Annotated in this window: 9 protein-coding genes; 6 read left to right on the top strand and 3 right to left on the bottom strand. The window is 68.3% G+C overall.

Annotated elements, in window-relative coordinates:
• Positions 1–44 precede the first annotated feature (44 nt).
• The 3 genes from R5W23_RS01420 to R5W23_RS01410 all read right to left on the bottom strand — a co-directional run bounded on the left by R5W23_RS01420 (position 45) and on the right by R5W23_RS01410 (position 4,502).
• A complete protein-coding gene (locus R5W23_RS01420) occupies positions 45–1,448 on the bottom strand; it encodes a DUF1501 domain-containing protein (RefSeq protein WP_320684788.1) in 1,404 nt (467 codons plus the stop codon).
• A gap of 125 nt (positions 1,449–1,573) precedes the next feature.
• Positions 1,574–1,975, bottom strand: a complete 402-nt coding sequence (locus R5W23_RS01415; protein WP_320684787.1) for a GxxExxY protein — start codon at positions 1,973–1,975, stop codon at positions 1,574–1,576.
• A 133-nt stretch (positions 1,976–2,108) separates the two neighbouring features.
• Entirely contained in the window at positions 2,109–4,502 is a 2,394-nt protein-coding gene (locus tag R5W23_RS01410; RefSeq protein WP_320684786.1) for a PSD1 and planctomycete cytochrome C domain-containing protein, read from the bottom strand.
• Positions 4,503–4,917: 415 nt separating this feature from the next.
• Here R5W23_RS01410 and R5W23_RS01405 point away from each other — a divergent pair, with 415 nt between their 5' ends.
• The 6 genes from R5W23_RS01405 (at position 4,918) to R5W23_RS01380 (ending at position 14,427) form a co-directional block, all read left to right on the top strand.
• Positions 4,918–6,252 (top strand): DUF1501 domain-containing protein, encoded by a 1,335-nt coding sequence (locus R5W23_RS01405; RefSeq protein ID WP_407936097.1) that lies wholly within the window; start codon positions 4,918–4,920, stop codon positions 6,250–6,252.
• A gap of 78 nt (positions 6,253–6,330) precedes the next feature.
• The gene (locus R5W23_RS01400) at positions 6,331–8,820 is read left to right on the top strand and encodes a PPC domain-containing protein (RefSeq protein WP_320684784.1); all 2,490 of its coding nucleotides are present in this window, start codon (positions 6,331–6,333) and stop codon (positions 8,818–8,820) included.
• 34 nt (positions 8,821–8,854) lie between these two features.
• Positions 8,855–9,121: an addiction module protein gene (locus R5W23_RS01395; protein WP_320684783.1), complete on the top strand. Its 267-nt coding sequence runs from the start codon at positions 8,855–8,857 to the stop codon at positions 9,119–9,121.
• Positions 9,118–9,405: a hypothetical protein gene (locus R5W23_RS01390; protein ID WP_320684782.1), complete on the top strand. Its 288-nt coding sequence runs from the start codon at positions 9,118–9,120 to the stop codon at positions 9,403–9,405. The genes R5W23_RS01395 and R5W23_RS01390 overlap by 4 nt, the downstream gene beginning before the upstream one ends.
• Positions 9,406–9,435: 30 nt before the next feature.
• Entirely contained in the window at positions 9,436–11,853 is a 2,418-nt protein-coding gene (locus R5W23_RS01385) for a DUF1549 and DUF1553 domain-containing protein (protein ID WP_320684781.1), read from the top strand.
• A 441-nt stretch (positions 11,854–12,294) separates the two neighbouring features.
• Positions 12,295–14,427: a c-type cytochrome domain-containing protein gene (locus tag R5W23_RS01380; RefSeq protein WP_320684780.1), complete on the top strand. Its 2,133-nt coding sequence runs from the start codon at positions 12,295–12,297 to the stop codon at positions 14,425–14,427.
• Positions 14,428–14,530: the final 103 nt, after the last annotated feature.

Here is a 14,530-nt window from a genome sequence, read left to right as displayed (position 1 = left end):
AGAGTCTCCAGGAGAGGCGGAAGGGGCCGCGAGAGCCGCGCCGGCTACGCGATGATTTCCTTGATGACGGCCCCGTGGTCGATGTCGAGGCGCTTGCGGCCCGGGATCTCGAGCTTCCGCGAGTCCAGGCCGAGTTGGTGCAGGATCGTGGCGTGAACGTCGGTGACGTAGTGCCGGTTCTCGACCGCGTGGAACCCGATCTCGTCCGTCGCGCCGTGAACGACCCCGCCCTTCAAACCGCCGCCGGCCATCCACACGCTGAACCCGTAGATGTGGTGGTCGCGACCGTCGCTCCCCTGCGACCCGGGGGTGCGGCCGAACTCGGTGCAGAACACCACGATCGTCTCTTTGAGCAACCCGAGCCGCTTCAGGTCTTTCAGCAGCCCGCCGACCGGCTGATCGACCGCGAGGCAGTTCTTCGCGTGGTTCGCCTTGAGGCCGCCGTGCGCGTCCCACACGCCCGCGCCGCCGGCCCCGTGCTGGATCTGGATGAAGCGGACGCCGCGCTCGACCAGCCGCCGCGACGCCAACAACTGCATCCCGAAGGGGCGCGTCTCGGGCCGGTCGATCCCGTAGAGCTTCTTGGTTTCCTCAGTTTCCTTCGAGAAGTCGAGCAGTTCGGGCAGCGACTTCTGCATTCGGAACGCCAGCTCGTAGCTCTTGATGCGGGCGTCCAGCGCGGGGTCGTTGGGGTAATCCTTCTCGCGCAGCTTGTTGAGCCTGCCGGACAGCGTGAAGCCGGCCTTCTGTTCGGCGGCGGTCACCGCCACCTCGGGCTTGCCGTAGTCGAGCGGGTTCGCCGGGTCCACGCGGACCGGGACGGCGTCGTGCGCCGGGCCGAGGTAGTGGCCGTCCTTGAGGTTCCAGTACTCGCGGCTGCCCATCGACACGAACTGGGGCAGGTTCTCGTTCAGCGTGCCGAGCCCGTAATGCGCCCAGGCGCCGAGCGTGGGGAACTCGCCGTCGAGCATGTGGCGGCCGGTGTGGAACTGCGTCTGGGCGCCGTGGTTGTCGTCGGTCGTCCACATCGAGCGGATCACCGCCAGGTCATCGACGCAGGAGCCGATGTGGGGCACCCAGTCGCTGAACGCGACGCCCGCCCGCCCGTACTGCCGGAACCCCACCTGGAGCGGGTACAGCTTGTTCCGCTGCTGGCCGTTCGCGTCGTTGACCACGGTGACGCGGGCGAGCTTGAGCTTCTCGGGGTCCTGCGCGTCGGGCACCGGACCTTCCTTGATGGTCTTGCCCGCGAACTTGGTGAGCGCCGGCTTCGGGTCGAACGTCTCCATGTGCGAGACGCCGCCGTTCATGAACAGCCAGATCACCGACTTCGCCTTGGGGGCGAAGTGGGGCTTCCCGTCCGGCGGCGCCCACGTTGTGTCGGAGGAGTAGCCGTCGCGGTGGAGCATCGCGGCGAGAGCGAGGGAGGCGAAATCGCGACGGTTCATAAGGCACCGGGACGGAAGATAAAGGGCCGCAAAAAGACCACAGAAGAGTTCAAAAAGGCAAAAGAGGAATGGCCGCAAAAAAGCACAAAAAGCACAAAAGAAAACCAAAGACATTGAGCGGCGAATCAATTAAGAGCGTCGGCCAGGATGTACTTCTTGATGTAGTAGCGCGGGCCACCGAAGTTGATCAGTAAACCGTGTTCGACACGTGAGCAGCGGAGGTATCCCAAAAGTTGGGCGGCGTGCTCATCGACGATGTGCCGAACGGCCTTCAGTTCGACCAAAAGCACGTTTTCAACGAACAGGTCCGCGAAGAACTCGCCCAGAACGGTACCGTCTTCGTCACGCACCGAGAGCGGGTGCTGAGCGACGACTGAAACGCCCTGCTTACGGAGCCGGTGAACGAGAGCGTTCTCGTACACCTTTTCGAGGTGCCCGTTCCGCAGGTACTCGTGGATCGCGAACCCTGTTTCGCGGACGATGTCGCACAGCTCGAACACGCTGCTCCAAGGTTTTATCGTGTTCATTCGCCACCTCATTTTTGCGACCGTTCCTCTTCTGTCTTTCGACGCTCTGTGGTCTTGGCTTCCTTTTGTGCTTTTTGTGCTTTTTTGCGGCCATTCCTCTTCTGATTTTTGCGGCCCGGCACCATTACACGCATCACCGCACGGTGACGAAGTCGTTGTGGTTGAGGAGCGCCTGCACCAGTTGGAGCCGTGCCCGTTTGCCCCGTTCGGGCTCCTTCACGTCCTTCAGCGTGCCCCGCAGTTCCGCGAGCGCCTCCAGGCAGGTTGCCAACTCGTCCTTCGTGGGAACGGTCCCCAGCACCGTCTCAAACGCGCGTGTCACGAACGCCGCGTCGGCGGCGCCGGCGAGCGTCGCATGAAGCCGGTCGTTGATCTTCGCGGCGCTCACCTGCGCGAGCTTGCTGTTCCAGAGCGCCAGCGCCTGCTGCGGCACGATGCTCTCGGTGCGGCGGTAGCAGTCCAGCACGTTGGCGTTGTCGAAGATGTCAAGCAGCTTGTTGTGCTCGTTGTGCGAGTGGAAGAAGTACAGCGACCGCCGCGCCGAGCCCTCCTGCTGCGCCGCCGGCACCGGCGGCCCGCCGCGGGTGAGGTCGAGGGCGCCGGAGAGGTGCAGCAGACTGTCGCGCACCGCGTTCGCGTCCATGCGCACCGGGTTCATCCGCCACAGGTAGCGGTTCTCGGGGTCGAGCTTCACGGCCTCGCCGGCGCCCGAACTTGAGGACGAGAGGCGGTACACGTCGCTCGTCACGATGAGCGTGTGCAGGTGCTTGAAGCTCCAGTTGCGGGCCGTGAACTCGGACGCGAGCCAGTCCAGCAGTTCCGGGTGCGTGGGGGGGCCGCCCTTCCGCCCGAACTCGAACACCTGGGGCGCGAGCGGCTGCCCGAAGTGGCGCAGCCACACGTGGTTCACCGCGACCCGGGCCGTGAGCGGGTTCTTCGGGTCGGCGATCCAGTTCGCCAGCGCGGTGCGGCGGCCGGTGCTCGTCGCCGGCAGCGGGCGGGCCTTCGATTCGGCCGTCTCGGCGTTCGATTCCGGCGCCTTCGTGTACCCGCGGAGGTGCGGTGGGAGCTTGCCCGGGTCGTTCTTGATCTTCTCGAACGCGACGTGCTCCGCGCGTGCCGCGTCGCTGCTGATCCGGGCCGCGACCATGACCCAGGGAGCATGGGCCTTCTTTCCGGCGGCGAGATCGGCGGTCAGGTCCGCCAGCGCCCGCGTCTGCCGGTTCGCCTTCTCGATTAACGCGCGTGCGTGCGCCTCCGCGAGCGGTTCGTGGGGCTTGTGAGCCGCTACCGGAAGTTCGACCGGTTGCACCTTCAGCCCGCCCGGGGCGAGGAACTTCGGCACCCCGGGCGTGACCACCTTGTCCTTGTCCGGGGTGCGCTCGTCGCCGCGAATGTGGAACGGCGTGCGCACATCCAGGTTGCCGTCGAACGCGCGCGGAATACCGTTCTTCGCCACGTCGGGCTCACCCGGAACTTGGTCGGTCCGCACTTGGTACGGCTCGAAGATCGCACGGAAGGCGTAGTAATCGGTCTGCTTGACTGGGTCGTACTTGTGGTCGTGGCACTTCGCGCAGTTCAGCGTGAGGCCGAGGAACCCCTTCCCGCTGTGCTCGATGACCTCGTCGAGCCACGTGGTGCGGTTGAAGAGGAAGTACGACCGGGCGAGGTAGCCCGTCGCCCGGAGCTTCTGCGGGTCGGTCGGGTGGAGTTCGTCCGCTGCCAGCATTTGGCGGATCATTTCGGCGTAGCTCAGGTCCGCGTTGAAGCTCTCCACGGTCCAGTCGCGCCAGTGCCAGATGTGGCGCTGGCTGTTCCGCAACTCGGCGCCCAGCCCCCACCAGTCGGAATAGCGCCAGATGTCGAGGAAGTGCCGGCCCCAGCGTTCGCCGTACTGCGGGGACGCGAGCAACCGGTCCACCACCTTCTCGTAGGCGTCCGGCGCCGGGTCGTTCACGAACGCGTCGATCTGTTCGGCCGTTGGTGGCAGCCCGATCAGATCAACGTACAGGCGGCGCAGCAGTACCCGCTTGTCGGCCGGGGCGACGGGCTTCAGCCCCTTCTCACGCCACTTCGCGGCGACGAACGCATCGATCGGGTGCGCGGCACCAGCGCCAGGCACGGCGGGGCGCGTGACCGGACGGAACGCCCAGTGGTCGCGCGGGTCCGGTTCGGGTGCGTCGTCGGCGGGCACCCTGGCGCCCTGTTCGATCCACAGCCGGATCTTCGCAACCTGTTCGGGCTTCAGCGGGTGCCCTTCGGGCGGCATACGGGTCGCGTCGTCGGTCGATTCGACCCGCAGCAGCAGTTCGCTGGCGCCGGGCTTGCCGGGCACGACCGACCCGGCCTTCACCATCGCGGCCGCGGTGTCCACCCGCAGCTTCGCCTTCTGCGCGAGCGCCCCGTGACAGGAGTAGCACCGCTCCTGGAGCAGCGGGCGAATGTCCTTGCGGTAGTCAACGGCATCGGCAGCCGGCGTGAGCGCGGGGAAAACGAGAGCGGCGCAGGTTGTGAGGGAGAATCGCATGGGAGTCGCGTTCCGGCGAGACGATGAGACGGCGGGACGGCGCGAAAGGCCAAAGGCGGTTGAGCACAGGCTAAACGACCCGAACGCCGCACGCAAGCGCCCGGCGTGATTGCGTGATTGAATCCAGGAGCGAAAGCCCCTGGGTCGATCGCCCCACCGCGCCCGTACCGCCCAACCTTTCCGGCTGGGTAATTTTGACCGGACGGAACGGATTGAATTGACTCCGGCCGGACAACCGACTATCCTCTACTACCTGCGAGAATGTTTTCTGCTGCCACAGCGTTCTCGCCGCACTGCCTGCCTACAATCAATCGCTGCCCGCCCTCCAGGCCCCGCCCTGCGCCAGCCGTATTGTCTCAACCGCACGAATTAAGCCCACAAAATAACCCACCAGTCCCGACGGGAGTAACCGCCGATGAATCTGCTGTCGCGTTGCATCGGATCGCATTCCACGCGGGGGGAACCCCTCCTGTTTAACCGCCGGAACTTCTTGCACGTGGGAGCCATCGGCGCCCTCGGTCTCACGCTGGACCAGTACCTGCGGCTCCAGGCCGCCGAGCCGCCCGCCAACAAGAAGAAGCCCAAAGCCGAGGCGTGCATCCACATCTTCCTGCCGGGCGGCATGGCCCACCAGGAGAGCTGGGACCCGAAGCCGTTCGCCCCGGTCGAGTACCGCGGCGAGATGGGCACGGTGAAGACCAAGATCGAGGGCGAGGTGTTCAACGAGTGCCTCGCCAAGACGGCGGCGGTCGCGGACCAGATCGCCGTGTGCCGGGCGATGACCCACGGCGAGGCGGCCCACGAGCGGGGCACGCACAACATGTTCACCGGCTACCGCCCCAGCCCGGCTCTCAAGTTCCCCAGCATGGGGAGCGTGGTGAGCCACGAGTTGGGCGTCCGCAACAACCTGCCGCCGTACGTCGCGGTGCCCACCATGCCGGCCCAGGAGGCCGGCAGCGGCTACCTGTCCTCGTCGTTCGCCCCGTTCAGCCTGGGCAGCGACCCGGCCAACGGCGGCTTCAAGGTGCAGGACCTGGCGCTGCCCGGGAGCGTCACCCCGGACCGGTTCGCCACCCGGCGCAACATGCTCGACGCGGTCAACGCCCACTTCGCCGGCAAGGAGAAGTCCGACAACCTGGACGCGATGGACACCTTCTACCAGCGGGCGTACGGCCTGATCTCGAGCGAGAAGGCCCGCGACGCGTTCGACATTAACAAGGAAGACGCCAAGCTCCGCGACGCCTACGGCCGCAACGCCGCCGGCCAGCGGATGCTCATGGCCCGCCGGCTCATCGAGGGCGGCGTGCGGTTCGTGACCCTCACCTACGGCGGGTGGGACCTGCACAACGGCATCGTGCAGGGGACCAAGAACCAGCTCCCGCAGTTCGACCAGGCGTTCGCGGCGCTGATCACCGACCTCAAGACCCGCGGGCTGCTGGACAGCACCCTGGTCATGGTGTCGAGCGAGTTCGGCCGCACCCCGAAGATCAACGGCACCGCGGGCCGCGACCACTGGCCCAAGGTGTTCAGCGTGGTGCTCGCCGGCGGCGGCATCAAGAAGGGGCTCATCTACGGCAAGTCCGACGCCACCGCGACCGAGCCCGAGGAGGACGCGCTGACGGTCGAGGACATGGCGCACACGGTGTACACCTGCCTCGGCATCGACGCCGACAAGCGGCTGATGTCGCCGGGCGACCGGCCCATCGACATCGTCCGCGAGGGGCACACCCGCAAGGACCTGCTGGCGTAACGCGGGAAGAGAAGGCGTGTTCACCGCAGAGAGCACAGAGAGCGCAGAGAGAAAGACCAGAACCCGGAGTTTCCAGCTATGACGTTCCGCTTCCTGTTCTCCCTCTGTGCCCTCTGCGCCCTCTGCGGTGAATCGTTTTCGGCGTCCCCGGCGCTCGGGGCGATCCAGCCGCGCGGGGCGCAGCGCGGCACCGAGGCCACGCTCACGTTCCAGGGCGGGCGCCTCGCCGACGCGCAGGAGGTGCTCGCGTACTACCCCGGGATCAGCGTCAAGAAGCTCGAGGTCGTCAACGACGCGACCCTGAAGGTCGCGGTGGCGATCGCCCCGGACTGCCGGCTCGGCGAGCACGTGTTCCGGGTCCGCACCGCGACCGGGATCTCCGACGCCCGCACGTTCTGGGTCGGCGCCCTCCCCGTGATCGACGAGGTGGAGCCGAACAGCGAGTTCGAGAAGCCCCAGCCGATCCCGATGAACGTGACCGTTCACGGGGTGGTACGGGCCGAGGACCAGGACTACTTCGTCGTCGAGGGCAAGAAGGGCCAGCGCCTGTCCGTCGAGGTGGAGGCGATGCGGCTCGGGAGCGCGTTCTTTGACCCCTACGTCGCCATCCTCGACGCCAAGCGGTTCGAGCTGGCCACCGGCGACGACTCCGCGCTGAGCGGGCAGGACGGCGGGTGCTCGGTGGTGCTCCCGGCCGACGGCAAGTACATCGTCCAGGTCCGCGAGAGCGCCTACGGCGGCAACGACGCGTGCCAGTACCGGCTCCACATCGGGAACTTCCCGCGCCCCACGGCCGTCGTGCCCGCGGGCGGCAAGCCGAACGAGGAGCTGGAAGTCACCTTCCTGGGCGACCCCGCGGGGCCGATCAAGCAGAAGGTGAAGCTCCCGGCGAGCGACGCGAACGCCTGGCGGCTCCACTGCCAGACGCCGGACGGCGTTCACCCCGCCGGCTTCAAGTTCCGCGTCGCCGACCTCCCGAACGCCTTCGAGACGCCGAACAACGGCGGCCCCGCGACCGCCAGCCCCGGCCCCGCGCCGGGCGCGTTCAACGGCGTGATCGCGCGGCCCGGCGAGACCGATTACTTCAAGTTCGCGGCCAAGAAGGGGCAGGTGCTCGACCTGCGGTGCATGGCCCGGGCGCTCGGCTCCCCGCTCGACCCGGTGCTCTACGTCGGCAACGCCCAGGGCGGCACGCTGGCGGGCAACGACGACAACGGCGGCCCGGACAGCTACATCCGGTTCACCGCCCCGGCCGACGGCGACTACACCCTCTGGGTCCACGACCACCTGCGCAAGGGCGGGCCGGACTACTTCTACCGCGTCGAGGTGGCGCCGGTCGCGGCGTCGGTCACGACCACGATCCCGAAGGTGGACGGGAACAACCTCACGAACCAGGACCGGCAGACGTTCACCGTCCCGAAGGGCGGGCGGTACGCGTCGCTCGTCATCGCCAACCGCGCCGACGTGGGCGGGCCGCTCGCCATCGGGTTCGACAAGCTCCCGGCCGGGGTGACGGTCAGCGCCGAGCCGATGGAGCCGGGGCTCAACGTCGTCCCGGTGGTGTTCGAGGCCAAGCCGGACGCGCCGACCGCGGGCACCCTGGTCGCGATCAGCGCGACCCACCCCGACCCGAACGTGAAGGCCCCGAGCCGCACCGCCCTCGACGCGGCGCTCACGCTGGGGCCGCCGAACCAGACGATCTACGCCCGCCACGAGCTGGACCGCACCGCGATCGCGGTCGCCGAGGCCGCCCCGTACTCGATCGAGGTGATCGAGCCGAAGGTGCCGCTGGTGCAGAACGGGACCGCCAACCTCCGCGTGGTCGCCAAGCGGGCCGAGGGCTTCAAGGGGGCGATCACGGTGTTCCCGCTGTGGACCCCGCCGGGCATGGGCATCCAGGGCTCGGCGGTGATCCCCGAGGGGCAGACCGAGTGCGTGCTGCCGATGAACGCCGCCCCCGACGCCGGCGCCCGGAAGTGGAAGACGGCCGTCCACGCGGTCGCGGACGCCGGGAAAGGTCCGGTGTGGACCGCGAGCCGGCTGTTCGCGCTCGAGGTCGTGGCCCCCATCGTCACGCTCACGATGGAGCGCCCGGCGGTCGAGCAAGGCGGGCAGACGCAACTGTTCTGCAAGGTCGCCGTCGGCGCGCCGTTCGAAGGCAAGGCGAAGGTGAACCTGATCGGGCTGCCCGCGAAGACCACCTCGCAGACGGTGGAGATCACCAAGGACACGAAAGAGTTCGCGTTCCCGATCACCGCGGACAAGACCAGCCCGGTGGGGCAGCACAACGTGTTCGCGCAGGTGATCGTCGAGCGCGCGGGCGAACAGATCGCGGGCAACACCGGCGGCACGCAGCTCCGCATTGATGTTCCGCTGCCGCCTAAGGTGGCCGCCACGCCCCCGCCGAAGCAGGAGGCCCCCAAGACGCCGACGCCGGCCCCGCCCGCCAAGGCGCCCGAGAAGCGGCTCACGCGGCTCGAACAGCTCCGCAAGGAGGCCGAGGAGCGCGAGAAGGCCGCGGCGGGCGGTGCACCGGCCCCCAAGAAGGAAGAGCCGAAGAAGCCGTGATATGATGGGCGCGTCCGCCCGCACGGAGAGAGCCATGAGTGAAGCCGCCGAAAAGCTGAAGCCGCTGCTGGACGCCCTGAGCGCCGCCGAGCGAACCGAAGTGGCCGCGTACCTCCGTTCGCTCACCGGCGGTCACGCCGAGCCGGACGCAGACGACGACGAAGAGCCGCTCACCCAGGACGAGTGGGAAGCGGCCTGGCTCCCGGAAATCGAGCGCCGCATCGCCGACTTCGAGAGCGGCAAAACGCAGGGTGTACCGGCCGATGAGTTCATGAGGCGCATGAAGGAGAAGTACGGGTGATTCCGATCGTCTCGCCCGACGCGCAGACGGAAATTGAAGGCGCACTCCTCGCGTCGCGCGACCCGGCGCGACTTCAGGCAGCCGTCACCGCTGCGCTCGCAACGATCGGCGCAAACCCGCGGATCGCCGCGCGCGTCGGAAAGTCACAGGTGAGGCGGTACATCTTCACCAACTTCCCGTACTCGATCATTTACACCGCGACGGCGACCGAGGTTCGTGTGTTTGCCTTCCCACACAGCAGCCGCAAACCCGGCTACTGGAAGAACCGCTTGCCGAAGACTTGAAGCCGGCCCTACCGCACGAGGCTCACCAGCATGCGCTACGCCTATCTGCTCGCGACGCTCGCCCTCGCCCTCGGCGGCCCCGCCCGCGCGCAGACGATCGCCGTCTACCCGCCGGACGTCAACCTCGAAACGGCGCGGGACCGGCAGTCGTTCGTCGTGCAGCTCACGCAACCCGACGGCATCACCCGCGACGTGACCGCCCAGGCGCAGGTCACCTTCGCGAACCCGGCGCTGGTGAAGCGCGAGGGCGTGTTCGTGCTGCCCGTCGCCGACGGCGCCACGGACATGCTCGTCGCGTTCGGCGGCCAGACGGTGAAGGTGCCGGTGAAGGTGACGCGGGCGAAGGAGGACCGGCCCGTCTCGTTCAAGCAGGACGTGATGCCGGTGTTCATGCGCGCCGGGTGCAACTCCGGCGGGTGCCACGGCGCCGCCCGCGGCAAGGACGGGTTCCGGCTGTCGCTGTTCGGCTTCGACCCGGACGGCGACCACTTCCGGCTCACCCGCGAGGTCAACGGCCGGCGGGTCAACCTGGCGGTGCCCGCCGAAAGCACCCTGCTGGAAAAGGCCACCGGGAAGGTGGCCCACACCGGCGGCGGGAAGATCAAGGAGGGGGACGAGTACTACCAGACGATCACGCGGTGGCTCGAGGCCGACGCCCCGACGGACGCCCCGACCGTGGCGCTGCCGGTGGGCCTGGAGGTGTACCCGCCGTCCGCGGTGCTCGACGGCCGGGACGAGAAGCAGCGGCTCGTCGTCCGCGCGAAGTACAGTGACGGCACCGACCGCGACGTGACCGCGCTGGCCCTGTTCCTCAGCAGCAACGACAGCGCCGCGAAGATCGCCCCGGACGGCGACGGCACCGCCACCGCGGGCGACCGCGGCGAGGCGTTCCTGATGGCCCGGTTCCACACGTTCACCATCGGGGTGCCGTTCATCACCCTGCCCAAGGACCTGAAGTTCGCCTGGACCAACCCGCCCGAAGCCAACTACATCGACACGCTGGTCCACAACAAGCTGAAGAAGCTCCGCATCGAGCCCTCGGGCGTGTGCGACGACCAGACGTTCGTGCGCCGGGTGTACCTCGACATCGTCGGCGGGCTGCCGACCCCCGAAGAGTTCGCCCGGTTCATGGTCTCGACGGTGCCGAACAAGCGCGAGCTGCTCGTGGACGAGCTGCTCGACCGCAAGGAGTTCTCGGAGCTGTGGGTGCTGAAGTGGGCCGAGCTGCTCCAGATCCGGTCGTCGAACGAGGTCAGCTACAAGGCGATGCTCCTCTACTACGGCTGGCTGCAGGAGCAGATCTCCCGGAACGTGCCGACCGACGTGTGGGTGAAGGAGCTGCTGGGGGCCAACGGCGGCACGTTCAAGAACCCGGCGACGAACTACTACCAGCTCGAGCGCGACGTGCTGAAGGTGACGGAGAACGTGGCCCAGGTGTTCATGGGCATGCGCATCGGCTGCGCGCAGTGCCACAACCACCCGTTCGACCGCTGGACGATGGACGACTACTACGGGTTCGCGTCGTTCTTCACGCAGATCGGCCGCAAGGGCACCGACGACGCCCGCGAGCTGGTGGTCTTCAACTCCGGCGGCGGCGAGGTGAACCACCCGGTCCACAAGCGGCCGATGCCGGCGAAGTTCCTCGGCGGCACCGCCCCGGCGGACGTGGCCGGCAAGGACCGCCGGGTGGTGCTGGCGAACTGGCTCGCCTCCCCGGAGAACCCGTACTTCGCGAAGAACCTGTCGAACATCGTGTGGAACCACTTCTTCGGCCAGGGGATCGTGAACGAGGTGGACGACGTGCGCATCTCGAACCCGGCGAGCAACCAGGAGCTGCTCGACGCGCTCGGGAAGAAGTTCACCGAGTACAAGTACGACTTCAAGAAGCTGGTGCGCGACATCTGCACGTCGCACACCTACCAGCGCGCCACGCAGCCCACCAAGACGAACGAGAGCGACACCCGGAACTTCGCCCGCGGCCCGATCCGCCGCATCCGCGCGGAGACGATGCTCGATGTCATCACGCAGGTGACCGACACGAAGAACAAGTTCCAGGGGCTGCCGCTGGGCGCCCGCGCGGTGCAGATCGCCGACGGCGGGGTGAGCACGTACTTCCTGACCACCTTCGGCCGCCCCACGCGGGAAACGGTGTGCGCGTGCGAGGTGCGGCTGGAACCGACCCTGTCGCAGAGCCTGCACCTCCTGAACGGCGGCACGGTGGAGCCCAAGATCGCGCAGGGGAACCTGGTGGGGCGGATGCTGCAAGAGAAGAAGCCGCACGCGCAGATCATCGAGCAGATCTACATCCGCTGCCTGAGCCGCGGCCCCAAGCCGGACGAGCTGAAGAGCCTGCTCGCCGTCGTGGACGCGGCGAAGGACAAGAAGCAGGCGCTGGAGGACGTGTTCTGGGCGGTGATGAACTCGCGCGAGTTCATGTTCAACCACTGAGAAGACCCTAAAAACCTGGGGTGACACCCCGGGCAATGATCCCGGGGTGAAAACCCCGGGCAATGATCCCGCGCCCCGTTGGGGCGAAAGACCCCGGGGTTGTCACCCCGGGATCATTGCCCGGGGTGAAAACCCCGGGACCACAGAAGACCAAATGCCTTCGCCCCAACGGGGCGCGGGATCATTGCCCGGGGTGACAACCCCGGGATCATTGCCCGGGGTGACAACCCCGGGACCACCAACCCGGCGCGCGGCCCCGGTTTGCACCCCGGGGTTGTCACCCCGGGCTATGAACAGCCGCCCCTCCGGGGCGAAGGCAGTTGGTCTTCCGCCCCAACGGGGCGCGGGATCATTGCCCGGGGTGACAACCCCGGGATCATTGCCCAGGGTTTTCACCCCCTGGGCTCGGCTGAAGACAAAGGCACCGTGAGGCTTCCTGATATGCGGCATCTGACTCTGCTGTGTGGGCTGGTGGCGCTGCTCGGCGGCGGGTCTCGCGTCCTCGCCGACGCGAAGAACCCGACCTTCGACGACGACGTGCTGCCCATCGTCAAGCAGCACTGCGTCAACTGCCACAGCAACGACAAGCAGAAGGGCGACCTCAACCTCGCCACCTACGCCGCGCTCCAGAAGGGCGGCTCCTCGGGCGCCGCGGTGAAGGCCGGCGACCCCGGGAAGTCGCGCATCTACACGCTCTCGGCGCACATCGAGGAGCCGAAGATGCCGCCGAACGGGAACAAGATGCCCGACGCCCAGCTCGCCACCCTCAAGCTGTGGGTCGAGCAGGGGGCGCGCGAGAACTCCGGCAGCAAGGTCGCGGCCGCGCCGAAGGCCAGCACCGAGATCGGCCTGAAGTCGCTCGTCAAGGGCCGCCCCGAAGGGCCGCCGCCGATGCCCGCGCTCGGGAAACTGAAGCTCGAGCCGGTGCTGACCGCGCGCCGCCCGGGCTCGATCCTGGCGCTGGCCGCCAGCCCGTGGGCGCCGGTCGTCGCCATCGGCGGGCAGAAGCAGGTGATCCTCTACAACACCGACACCGGCGCGCTGGTCGGGTTCATCCCGTTCGAGCACGGGCAGATCAACAGCATCAAGTTCTCGCGCAACGCCCAGCTCCTCCTCGTGGCCGGCGGCAAGGGCGGGCAGTCCGGCAAGGCGGTGCTGTACAAGGTGGAGACCGGCGAGAAGGTGATCGAGGTCGGCATCGAGTCCGACGCGATCCTGTCCGCCGACATCTCCGCCGACCAGACGCAGATCGCGGTCGGGAGCCCGTCGAAGCTGGTGCGCATTTACTCCACCGCCGACGGCAAGGTGGTCCGCGAGATCAAGAAGCACACCGACTGGGTGACGGCGGTCGAGTACAGCCCGGACGGGGTGCTGCTGGCGACCGGCGACCGCAACGGCGGGGCGTTCGTGTGGGAGGCGTTCACCGGGCGCGAGTACTTCGCGCTCCGCGGACACACGGCGGCGGTCACCGACATCGCGTGGCGGGACGACTCCAACGTGCTCGCGACCGGCAGCGAGGACACCACAATCAAGCTGTGGGAGATGGAGAACGGCGGGAACATCAAGAGCTGGGGGGCGCACGGGGGCGGGACCGCGAGCGTGCGGTTCACCCACGACGGCAAGCTCGCCAGCACCGGCCGCGACAAGGTCACGAAGCTGTGGGACCAGAACGGCACCGCGCTGAAGTCGTTTGAGGCGTTCCCGGACCTGGGGCTCAAGGTGGCGGTGACGCACGACAACGCGCGGGTCATCGCCGGCGACTGGGGCGGGGTGGTGAAGGCGTGGAGCGCGGCCGACGCCAAGGCGGTCGCCGTGCTGGACGCGAACCCGCTGCCGGCCGCCGAGCGGCTGAAGCGGGCCGAAGCGACCCTCGCCGCCGCCGCGACCAAGCTCCAGGTGGTGCAGGCGGCGTTCGACGCCGCAGCGCTCAAGGCGAAGCAGGCGACGGACGCGCACACCGCCGCGGTCGCGAACGCCAACAAGATCAGCGCGGACCTCGCGGCGGCCCAGAAGGCCGTGACCGATTTCACCGCGGCGGCGAACGCGGCGAAGCCCCTCGCCGACGCCGCGAAAGCGGAGGTCGATAAGGCCGCGCCGGCCGTGGCCCCGGCGGCGAACAAGGTGGCGGCCCTGGAAGCGACGGTGACGGCCGAGGCCGCCGCCGCGAAGGCGCTCGCCGCCGCCGCCGCGAAAGCGCCCGGCAACCCGGACCTCGCGGCGCAGTCGAAGAAGAAGGCCGACGCGGTCGCGGCCCTGAGCGCCGAACTGGCCGCCGCGAAGAAGGCCCACACCGACGCCGCCGCGGCGCTGAAGGCCGCCCAGGAGAAGTTCGCGGCGCAGTCGAAGGCCCATGCCGACGCGACGGCCCAGATCGCCGCGCACCAGCAAAAGGTAGCCGCCCTGACGCCGACGGTGAAACCGGCCGCGGACGCGGTGCCGCCCGCGAAGGCCGCGATGGACGCCGCGAACGCCGCGGTGGCCCCCGCGAAGGCGGCGCTCGACGCGGTCAACGCCGAAGTGGCCGGGGCGAAAGCCACGATCGAACAGCTCAAAGGGACGGCGCCGAAGAAGTGACGTTCGTGAGAGTCGGTTCCTGTGTTTCGGTACGGCTCACCCTCAGCGCGTCCCGATCGCGCGCCGAGGGGTCGGTGTCCCCTTAGCAAGCCCGGGCGGCCCG

Source organism: Gemmata algarum, from assembly GCF_034097035.1.
Lineage (GTDB): Bacteria > Planctomycetota > Planctomycetia > Gemmatales > Gemmataceae > Gemmata > Gemmata algarum.
This window is presented reverse-complemented; position numbering and strand designations above follow the sequence as displayed.